The sequence below is a fragment of the Tepidamorphus gemmatus genome (assembly GCF_004346195.1).
GTDB lineage: Bacteria > Pseudomonadota > Alphaproteobacteria > Rhizobiales > Tepidamorphaceae > Tepidamorphus > Tepidamorphus gemmatus.
In genome coordinates this window covers 238504-247753 of record NZ_SMAK01000004.1, presented here as the reverse complement: position 1 = coordinate 247753, position 9250 = coordinate 238504, and the positions used below count along the sequence as shown (strand labels likewise).

Here is a 9250-nt window from a genome sequence, read left to right as displayed (position 1 = left end):
CGCCTGGTATCTTGAGCGCTATCCGGACGTTCGCGCGTCCGGCATCAACCCGCTTGTGCATTACCTGACCACCGGCCACGCCGAAGCCCGTTCGCCGCATCCGCTGTTCGATGCGCAGTGGTACCTGGCCGCCTATCCCGACGTTGCGGCATCGGGCGAGAATCCGCTCCGCGATTATCTCGACCGCGGCTGGCGGGAAGGGCGCCAGCCCCATGCCCTGTTCGACAGTGCCTGGTATCTTGAGCGCTATCCGGACGTTCGCGCGTCCGGCATCAACCCGCTTGTGCATTACCTGACCACCGGCCACGCCGAAGCCCGTTCGCCGCATCCGCTGTTCGATGCGCAATGGTACCTGGACCACAACCCGGATGTGCGCGCGGCGGGAGTCAATCCGCTGGTCCATTACGTCATGGCGGGATATCGCGAGGGCCGCGATCCGCATCCCTCCTTCGCCGGCGACTGGTATGTCCGCACCTATATGGGCGGGCAGCGCGATGCGGCGCCCCTGATCCATTATGTCGTGGCAGGCTGGAAGGCCGGCGCACGTCCGAACCCCGACTTCGACCTGCCGGGTTCGGGCAACGGTCACTTGCTGACGGCGGCCGACGAGGCATTCCGCTGGTTCGCCGCGGGCAAGCCCGCCGAAGGCGGTCCGTGGTTCTCGGTCGGCCCGTTCCTAAAGAGCATTTTCGGTCCCGAGGTGATGGTTCGGATCGAGAGCTATTACCGCCGCTATCGTCTGGTGCCGGACGGGGGCCGGCCGCCCTCGCCGCCGCAGTCGGAGGCGGAGATTGCAGCCTGGATCGCGGAGATGTCGGACCGGCTCGCGGGCGCGACCGTCGGGGCCGACATTGTCCCGGATGTCTCGATCATCATTCCGGTCTTCAACAACATTTCGCAGACGATGGCCTGCCTGCATTCGCTGGCCGATCTGAAGCCACGCCGCAGTTTCGAGATCATCATCGCCGATGATGCCTCGACTGACGCGACGCCTGAGGTGATATCTCGCCTCCCGGGTGTCGTCCTGGCGCGCAGCGACGTCAACGGCGGTTTCATCGCCAACTGCAATCGCGCCGCCGTCGAGGCCAGGGGGCGGTACCTGGTCTTTCTCAACAATGACACGATCGTCCTACCGGGCTGGCTCGACGAACTCGTCGACACGCTGGAACGTGACGACTCGATCGGTCTCGTCGGCTCCAAGCTGATCTTCGGCAATGGCCGCCTGCAGGAGGCCGGCGGGATCGTCTGGCGGGATGGTTCGGCCTGGAATTATGGCCGCGACCAGGACCCGATGCGGCCGGAGTTCAGCTATCTGCGCGACGTCGACTACATCTCCGGCGCGTCCATCCTGCTCAGGCGTGAGCTGTGGTGGGAGATGGGCGGCTTCGATCCCTGGTACGACGTCGCCTATGCCGAAGACGTCGATCTCGCCTTCCGAATCCAGGCGTCCGGGCGGCGTGTGGTGCTGCAGCCCTGGTCGATGGTGCTGCATTTCGAGGGGGCGACCTCGGGCACAGACATCCGCAAGGGCGTGAAGGCCTATCAGGTGTCCAACCTCAGGAAGCTGCGCAAGCGCTGGCGCGACAGGCTCGAGGGGCACCGCCCCGACGGCGTCGGCGTGATGCGCGAGCGCGAGCGTGGCGTCACGAAGCGGGTCCTCGTCGTCGATGCGCTGACGCCAAATCCGGACAACGATGCGGGCTCGGTGTTCACCGTCGAGCTCATCAGGTTGTTCCAGGCCATCGGCTACAAGGTCAGCTTCTGGCCTCAGGATGCCCCTGGGTTTGACCGGACTCTGACGCCGTCGTTGCAGCGCATCGGCGTCGAGGCCATCTACAGTCCGTACTACCGCTCGCTGGGCGGGTACCTTGCCGAGCATGGCGAACTGTTCGATGTGGTGTTCATCTTCCGGCACTACTGCGCCTCGAAACTGATTCCGCTCGTGCGTGAATTCGCCCCGCAGGCAAGGCTGATATTCCACCCGGCCGACCTTCATTTCATCCGTGAGGCCCGGGCGACCGGGATCGGCAGCTCTGCCAAGCCGTCGAGCGCACTGCGGCTGACACAGGCATACGAGATCTTCTGTGCCGTCTCCTCGGATGTCACGATCGTCCACAGCCACTACGAGAAGGATGTCCTTGCCCTGCATGCCCCGGACGCCACCGTCCGGGTCTTCCCCTGGATCGTCGATCCGGTTCCGCTGGGACCCGGTTTCGCAGCGCGGCATCACATCGCCTATCTGGGCGGCTACGGTCACCCTCCGAATGTCGATGCCGTGCGCTACTTTGCCGAGGCGATCTGGCCGCTGATCCGCCGGCGGAATCCTGAGATGGTGTTCAAGGTCGTTGGCAGCAGGGTGCCGGCCGAAATCTCGGCACTGCACGGCCGGGACAACATCGAGGTCATCGGCTTCGTCGAGGACCTGCAGGAGCTGTTCGATTCGATACGCATCCTGGTGGCGCCGATCCGCTATGGCGCTGGTCTCAAGGGCAAGGTCGCCTCGGCGCTGGCGTACGGCGTTCCGGTGGTTGCGACCTCCTGCGCCGCCGAGGGCATGGCGCTTGTCGATGGCGAGCAGGTGCTCGTGCGCGACGATCCCGAACAGTTCGCCGAGGCGGTGCTGTGGGTCTATGACGACGAGACGCTCTGGCAGAAGCTCTCCGCCGGCGGTCAGGCGTTTGTCGAGGAGGTGTTCAGCAGGCGAAGAGGGCTGGACCGCCTCCGGGAGATCGTCGATGCGCCGTTGGGGACGCCGGCGGCGGGGCCCGCCGCTGCCGCGCCCGCCGTTGCCGACCGTGCCCGGGAGCGCGTAGCGTCCTGAGAGTCAGAACGAGCCCGCCGGCCGATCCGCCAGGTTCCGGCCCCTAAACCGGTACGCGGGCGCATCACCAGGCGCCGAAGGATTGTCATGACACGATTGGTCCATACCGTGATGTGCGGCGGATCCGGCACCCGCCTGTGGCCGTGGTCGCGACAGTCCTATCCCAAGCAGTTCCTGTCGCTCGGTGGCGACCGCTCCCTTCTGCAGGCCACCGTAAGCCGATTGCCGCAAGCCGGCCAGCCTGTCGAAACCATCGTCATCGGCAACGAGGAACACCGGTTCCTGATCGCCGAGCAGCTTCGCCAGGTCGGACTGTCTGCGGAGATCCTGCTCGAGCCAGAAATGCGCAATACGGCGCCCGTTGCCCTGATCGCCGCGCTGCGGGCTCAGGAGAAGTTCGGCGACGACTGTCTGGTTCTGCTGGCCCCCGCCGATCACATCATCGGCGATGCCTCGGCTTATCGCGCGGCGGTGGCAACGGCGATGGCGGCAGCACGGTCCGGACGGGTGGTGACCTTCGGCGTCACGCCCGATCGTCCGGAGACGGGCTACGGCTATATCGAGCGGGGCGCACCGCTCGCCGGGATCGACGGCGCAGAGTCGGTGGACAGTTTTCGCGAGAAGCCCGACCGCGAGGTTGCCGAAGCGTATCTGGCGAGCGGCAGGTTCTGCTGGAACGCAGGCATCTTCCTGTTCGCACCGCAGGTGCTGCTGGCTGCGGCGCATCGGCTTGAACCGCGGATGCTGGACCTCTGCCGGGCGGCCTGTGCCGGCGCGTCACGTGATCTGGACTTCCTCAGGCTGGCGCGCGAGCCGTATTGCGACCTTCCGTCGATATCCTTCGACTATGCCTTTGCCGAGCGCCTGCAAGGCGCAATGGCCGTGGTACCGGTTGCGATGGGATGGTCCGACATCGGCTCCTGGCAGTCGCTGAGACTGGCGCATACGGGGCTTGGCTCTCGCGAGAACGTCGCATCAGGGGCGGTGGAACTCATCGATTGTGAGGGCGTGCTGGCGATGAGCGACGGGCCGCTGATCGTCGCGCACGGGCTCGAGGACCTGGTCGTCGTCGCCAGTGCCGATGCTGTCTATGTCGGTGCGGCCGACCGCAGCGAGGAACTGCGCAAGGTCGTGGGCGAATTGCAGGCCCACGGTCGGCCGCAGGCGATATCCCATTCCCGCACCTACCGTCCCTGGGGGTGGTACCAGACGCTCAACGTGGGAGATCGCTACCAGGTCAAGGAGATTGTCGTCTATCCGGGTGGCCGGCTGTCGTTGCAGTCGCATCATCACAGGGCCGAGCACTGGGTAGTGGTGCGCGGTACGGCGCGGGTGACGGTCGACGACAACGTGCGGCTCGTCACCGAGAACGAGTCGGTCTACATTCCGCTTCGCTCCGTGCACCGGCTGGAGAATCCTGGGCGCATCCCCATGCATCTGATCGAGGTTCAGACCGGCAGCTATCTCGACGAGGACGACATCGTCCGCTACGACGACATCTACGGACGAAGCTGATCCCTTGCCCCGGGCAGCTGGTCCGCCGGGATCGACGTCTCCAAGGGGCATTACTGGGATCGCCGTCGCGTTCTGGAACCCGAATGAGCATCATCAACCACACATTCGGCTTCGTCTTCGTGCATGTCCCCAAATGCGCGGGGACGACCGTGGCGATGGCGCTGAGCCAGGCGAGCGCCTATTGCGACATCGAGATCGGCGCAACGCCGCTGGGGCAGGCGATGGCCGACCACTACGCCACCCGTCACGGCATCGGCAAGCATGCGACGGCCATCCAGATCCGCAACGTGCTTGGTCAGGCGGCCTGGATGCGTATGTTCAGCTTCGCCTTCATGCGCGATCCGCTTGCGCGCGCGCAGTCGACCTACCGGTTCCTGAAGCACAAGTTCCGCAACTGGCGCGGGGCGGAGGTCATGGATGGATTCGGCAGTTTCGAACAGTTCGTCGTCAGCGACTTCTTCCGCTCGCCCGGTCCAGACAACATCCTCGCACCGCAGCTGCGCTGGATCGGCCGCCCGCCGGCCGTCGATTTCATCGGCCGCGTGGAGACGCTCGAGGAGGATTTTGCCCTCATCCTCGAGACGATCGGCATCCCGCCGTCGAAACGCGAGCCGATGATGCGTTTGGGCAGGCGCAACCGGACCGACGTCCTGGCCGACAGCGAGGCAATCTCGCCCGAGGTCGAGGCCATCGTCCGCGATCGCTACCGCGAGGACTACGTTTTCCTCGAGCGCCTGGACACCTCGCGATCGTACCGGTCGCTCCCCGCCGCCCGGGTTCGCAACGACGCAATCTGAGAGCATGCGCTTCGGCAGTACCGCCTGTCAGGGCCTGTCGACAGCGACTGAACCAGGTGACTGAACCAGATCGAGGTTCACCCGTTCCCCCTGCAGGAGCGGAGCGGATGCTCCGCGTGCTGCATGAGGAGGACATGATGCCCGAAGTCGGACCCCGGCAAGAAGAGATCAACCCGCGCGAAGCCCGTCAGGGAAGGCTGGGGCGGCCGGTCCTGGCGGTTCTGGTGGCAAGTGTCAGTCTCGTGATCCTGCTGCTCGCAGGCCTGGCGATCGGCGTCGTCTGACGGGCGTCGGAGATTGCCGACGCGCACCGTTAACCTCTTATTGGTGTTTCGCTCGCCGCACGGTGGAGTTCGGTTAGGATTCCGGCAGGGGAAGATCCCGCATCACGGACGGGCGAGAATGACGCATATCGAACCGATCGCGGCGCCACGCGCCATTGCCGTCGATGGTGATCTCGGCCAGTTGCCGAACACGCTCGACCTCTTCTTCGAGCGACTTGCACCCGCTGCCCATTCGCAATGGGCGTGGGATCACTACAAGGAGACGGTCGTCGGTCTGGCGTGCGAGTTCGGCCTTGACCGGTTCATCGAGATCGGTGGCGGGCGCGATCCGCTGTTCACGCCGGAGGAGATCGCATCCGCAGCGGTTCGCTTCACCATCAACGACATCTCGCCCGACGAACTGCGGTTCGCGCCGGCCGCTTTCGACAAGGCGTGCTTCGACGTGGCGGGGGCAGGGGACGAGCTTGCCGAATTCACCGGCCGGTTCGACCTTGTCTTCTCGCGGATGGTGTTCGAGCACGTGAAGGACGCGCAGCAGGCCTGGACGAACACCCATCGGCTACTGGTGCCGGGCGGTGTCGCGATCGCCTTCATCCCGACCCTCTATGCCATTCCCTATCTGGTCAACCTGGCCATCCCGGAGGCGGTTTCGCGGCGGATCGTCCGGCTGCTCTATGCCCACCGCACCGACGACGAGGACCCGAAGTTCCCGGCCCACTACGACTGGTGTTACGGCGATGGTCGCAGACTCGCGCCCCGTCTGGCCGCCATCGGCTTCCGCGAGGTCAAGGTGATCCCGTTCTGGCATCACGAATATTTCCAGTCGATTCCGGTGGTCCGCCAGATCGACAATCTGCTCAACCGTGTTGCCGCCGGGCGCGATTGGCGGTGGCTCACCAGCTACGCCTATATTGTCGCCCGCAAATAGGTTGGCATCGAGGTCATGGCGGCGGTCCGTGCCGTCCGGCGGACGGCCTCGCTCGCCGCGGCCATGCCCCAGACCACCCCGGCGATCATGAAGAAGTGACGCCAGTGGTCGGTGTCGACCACGAAGCCCTGCAGCGACACCGCGACGAAGGTCGCGAGCGCCGCCATCTGATAATGCTGCCAGGGGACACGTTCGAAGACGTTGCGGAAGCCGACAAGCCAGGTCAGTACGACGAAGGTAGTGTAACTGAATCCGCCGAGCCAGCCATAGGCGGCGAAGGCGTTGACGTAGACGTTGTGCGGATCCTGGTGAAAGCGCTTGGCGAAGTACAGTGGTCCGTATCCGAATGGACGCTCGAGCAGCTCCGGGATCGCGCGGCGCTGGTTGCCGAACCGCCCCTGTTCGCCGACATCGTAGCTCTGCGTGAGGTCGGCGCGCTGCTCGAACACCTCGCCGACGCCTGGGATGGTAAGGATCCCGATGACCAGTCCCGCGCACAGCAGGGCACCCAACGCCGCACCGATCAGCATGCGCAGGCGGAACAGAGGGCCCGGCGAGGCAAGAAACATCATCGCCACCATCAGGATCGTCGCGAGGAGGAAATTGCCCCAGGCGGCGCGCGAGAACGACAGCAGCAGCCCGATCACGATGATGCCAAGCGGCAGCGCTGTAAACAGCAGCTTGCGCCCGTGCAGCGACAGCATGCTCTGGATCAGGAGCAGCGCCGGGAACACGAGGTAGGGTCCGTAGACATTGGGATCCTTGAACGTGCCGCGTGCGCGGTTGTACAGGGTGAAGGTGTCCGCGCCGGGAAACAGATGGAAGTACCCGGCGATGCCTGCCAGCGCGGCGATCACGGCGGCAATGATGTAGGCGCTGCGGATGGTGTCGAGCCGCGAGACGGGATTCTCGGCGACCAGCGAGGCGAAGACGACGGTCGTCACCGTCAGATACATCGTGATTGCGACATAGCGCACCGAGTCGAAATCGTAGACGACTTGAACGACGGAGAGCATGCCGCCGATCGTGAACAGCACCGGCAGGAAGAGAATGAGTGGTGCGATGAAGCGGGGAAATGCAAGCCCCCGTACCAGCACGGCCCACAGCAGCAGCAGGAACAAGAACTCGTAGGGCGAGGGCTCGAACGTGACGAAGCAGCTCGTCAGGATCGTCAGCCACAGGATCGGTCTGACCAGCCGCCGGTCGAGCAGCGCGCGTCGGATCTCGTCGCCGGACGGCGCCGTGCAGGCCGGACCGGCTGGGCCGGCCGTCAATACGCGCTCTCCGTCTTCGACAGCAGCGATATCGGCGTCATCGCCAGGATGTAGAGGTCGAACAGCACCGACCAGTTCTCGATGTAGTAGAGGTCGCACTCGACGCGGCGCTGGATCTTCTCCGGCGTGTCGGTCTCGCCGCGCCAGCCGTTGATCTGCGCCCAGCCGGTGATGCCGGGCTTCACCTTGTGGCGGGCGAAGTAGCCGTCGACGACCTCGTCGTAGAGCCGCTCGGCGGCCTTTGCCTGCAGGGCGTGCGGCCGCGGCCCGACGAGGGACAGCTCGCCACGCAGCACATTGAACAGCTGTGGCAGTTCGTCGAGGCTGGTCTTGCGGATGAAGCGCCCGACCCGCGTCACGCGAGGATCGCCCTTCGTCACCAGCTTGCTCGCGGTCGAATCGCACTGATCGACATACATCGAGCGGAACTTGAACACCTCGATCAGCTCGTTGTTGAAGCCGTAGCGCTTCTGACGGAACAGCACCGGTCCGCGGCTGTCGAGCTTGATGGCGATCGCGACGATGGCCATCACCGGCAGGGCCAGGAGCAGCAGCGCTGAGCCGATGACCCGGTCGAAGAGCCACTTCACCACGAAATCCCAGTCGGTGATCGGCTTGTCGAAGATGTCGATGAACGGCACATTGCCGATATAGGAGTAGGATCGCGGCCGGAACCGCAGCCGGTTGGTGTGCGCGCTGAGCCGGATGTCGACCGGCAGAACCCAGAGTTTCTTGAGGAACTCCAGCAGCCGTTCCTCGGCGGTGATCGGCAGCGTGACGATCAGCAGGTCGACCCGGGTGCGGCGGGCGAACTCGACCAGCTGGTCGATATTGCCGAGCTTGGGGAAGCCTGCCACGACCGGCGGCGAGCGGTCGTCGCTGCGGTCGTCGAAGATGCCGCAGATGCGGATGTCGGTATCCGGCGAGGCCTTGATGGCCTCGATCAGCTCGGCAGCGCGGTCGCCGCCGCCGACGATCACCGCGCGGCGTTCCAACCGTCCGGATCGGGTCCAGCGCCGCACCATCGACGCCATCGCGATGCGGAACGCCGTCAGTGCGGCGAGGCCGGCGAGGAACCACAGTGCCATCCAGACCCGCGAAAAGGCATCGCCGAGCTTGAGCAGGAATGCACCCAGCGCGAGGATCGCGAAGACGCCGAGCCAGGCGACTGCGAGCTTGCCGATTTGCCGGCCGTAGCTCCGCAGCCCGTGCGGCGAATAGCTGTCGGCCGACTGGAAGGCCAGAATCGCCAGCACCGCACCCGTCACGATGGCTACGGGATAGATGACCGGCATTCCTTCGTGCGGATAGACGTAGCCGAGCTGGACCGCAAAACCCGAGACGATAATGAGCAGGAACTCCGCCAGCCGGGCTGCTCCGGCGACGACGATCGTTGAAATCGCGGGATCGACCTTCTCCCCGGCTATCGACTTGGCCAGTGGACCAAGCTCCGGCGGAGGGGCGCCGCGGCTCGGTCCGCGGGACATGGATGCGGTTGTATCGACCACTGCCGCCCGAAGCGCGCTGGCGACATCGCTGTGGTTGCCATTCGCCTGGTTCATTGCGCATATCCGTGCATTATCGATCATCCGTGGCATCGGCGCGCCGGACGATCGACCCGACTAACAGCA

Annotated in this window: 7 protein-coding genes (1 of these 7 cut by a window edge); 5 read left to right on the top strand and 2 right to left on the bottom strand. The window is 65.2% G+C overall.

Annotation, left to right across the window (positions count from 1 at the left end; all coding sequences use genetic code 11):
- The 5 genes from EDC22_RS08610 to EDC22_RS08595 all read left to right on the top strand — a co-directional run.
- Positions 1–2821 carry the 3' portion of a glycosyltransferase gene (locus EDC22_RS08610; protein WP_132806228.1) on the top strand. Its footprint begins 305 nt before the window's first position, so 2821 of the gene's 3126 nt are visible here — the last part of the coding sequence; the start codon falls outside the window, past its left edge; its stop codon occupies positions 2819–2821.
- 87 nt (positions 2822–2908) lie between these two features.
- A complete protein-coding gene (locus EDC22_RS08605) occupies positions 2909–4336 on the top strand; it encodes a mannose-1-phosphate guanylyltransferase/mannose-6-phosphate isomerase (protein WP_132806227.1) in 1428 nt (475 codons plus the stop codon).
- Positions 4337–4419: 83 nt separating this feature from the next.
- Positions 4420–5133 (top strand): sulfotransferase family 2 domain-containing protein, encoded by a 714-nt coding sequence (locus EDC22_RS08600; RefSeq protein WP_132806226.1) that lies wholly within the window; start codon positions 4420–4422, stop codon positions 5131–5133.
- A 107-nt stretch (positions 5134–5240) separates the two neighbouring features.
- Positions 5241–5417 (top strand): hypothetical protein, encoded by a 177-nt coding sequence (locus tag EDC22_RS17925; protein ID WP_165926838.1) that lies wholly within the window; start codon positions 5241–5243, stop codon positions 5415–5417.
- Between the two features lie 118 nt (positions 5418–5535).
- Positions 5536–6345 (top strand): class I SAM-dependent methyltransferase, encoded by an 810-nt coding sequence (locus EDC22_RS08595; protein ID WP_132806225.1) that lies wholly within the window; start codon positions 5536–5538, stop codon positions 6343–6345.
- Here the strand turns inward: EDC22_RS08595 and EDC22_RS08590 are convergent.
- Both EDC22_RS08590 and EDC22_RS08585 read right to left on the bottom strand, forming a co-directional pair.
- Positions 6324–7619 carry an O-antigen ligase family protein gene (locus EDC22_RS08590; RefSeq protein ID WP_132806224.1) on the bottom strand — a complete coding sequence of 432 codons (1296 nt, stop codon included), beginning with the start codon at positions 7617–7619 and terminating at the stop codon, positions 6324–6326. The two genes, EDC22_RS08595 and EDC22_RS08590, sit on opposite strands and share 22 nt — an antisense overlap.
- Entirely contained in the window at positions 7616–9181 is a 1566-nt protein-coding gene (locus EDC22_RS08585; protein ID WP_425385520.1) for an undecaprenyl-phosphate glucose phosphotransferase, read from the bottom strand. Before EDC22_RS08585 ends, EDC22_RS08590 begins: the two co-directional genes overlap by 4 nt.
- Positions 9182–9250: the final 69 nt, after the last annotated feature.